The 831-nt window shown below is 35.6% G+C and carries 2 protein-coding genes; one reads left to right on the top strand and one right to left on the bottom strand.

Annotated elements, in window-relative coordinates:
- Positions 1-92: 92 nt before the first annotated feature.
- Positions 93-383 (top strand): VOC family protein, encoded by a 291-nt coding sequence (locus tag DV872_RS26200; RefSeq protein ID WP_233516456.1) that lies wholly within the window; start codon positions 93-95, stop codon positions 381-383.
- Between the two features lie 108 nt (positions 384-491).
- On the opposite strand, the gene DV872_RS26195 is transcribed toward DV872_RS26200, so the two are convergent.
- Positions 492-831: DUF3658 domain-containing protein (locus DV872_RS26195; protein ID WP_216664460.1), on the bottom strand; the 340-nt coding region annotated here is incomplete at its 5' end.

The following is an 831-nucleotide window of genomic DNA, read 5'->3' as shown; positions in this document are numbered from 1 at the left end:
GTTCTATTGGCGTAGAGAGCATCTTCTTTTTTTTTCTGTCAACGACAGGAACTTCATAAAGTCTTCAAATAATACTTCATCCTGTCAAGTTTGTGAATAATCCGGAAACGTCAGCTGGCGGGGAACATGATGGACCAACTTTGGAAATATTTGAGTATAGTGAAATTATACAGAATGATGAAAAGAACATTAATTTAGAGGGTTTTGGTCATATTGCTTTTGCAGTAGAAAATGTAGAAGAGAAGCTTAATCTTCTATTAGAATATGGCGGTTCAACCGTCGGAAAGTTGATTGATACTGAAATTGATGGTGTTGGAAAAATAACTGTGGTTTACGCAAAAGATCCTGAAGGGAATATTATAGAAATTCAAACATGGGAATAATAAACAGAACAAATCACAGGCTCTACATATCTAAAACAGTAATAATAGACTGAGACTACTCCAAAACTTTTGTAATGTGCTTATATTTATTATTTCGACCCTACCATCTCAATAATGCTTTCCTCGATTAAAAAGATATTTTCTAATAGCAAAATCTCTCATGGTTTTAAAAGTGCCTTTTCCTCTAATTATTCTATTTTCTAATAAGATTCGGATTCGCCAATCAATTAATAAATCTCCAAGAAATTGTTCAGACTCACCCAATACTTCCCCCACAATTTTAGCACAAATCGCATACCTAAATGAACATTTCCTAATTATTGCGGAATCCGGATGATACCGGACACCTATTCCGGACATAACCGGACACTCATTCCGGGTTTTACCGGACAGCAATTCCGGGAATAAACGGACAGTTTTAGCCCAGACTCCGGAATGAAATATTCCT

The organism is Oceanispirochaeta sp. M1, from assembly GCF_003346715.1.
Classification (GTDB): domain Bacteria; phylum Spirochaetota; class Spirochaetia; order DSM-2461; family DSM-2461; genus Oceanispirochaeta.
The sequence above is the reverse complement of the archived record's forward strand: the minus strand, read 5'-3'. Positions and strand labels throughout refer to the sequence as shown.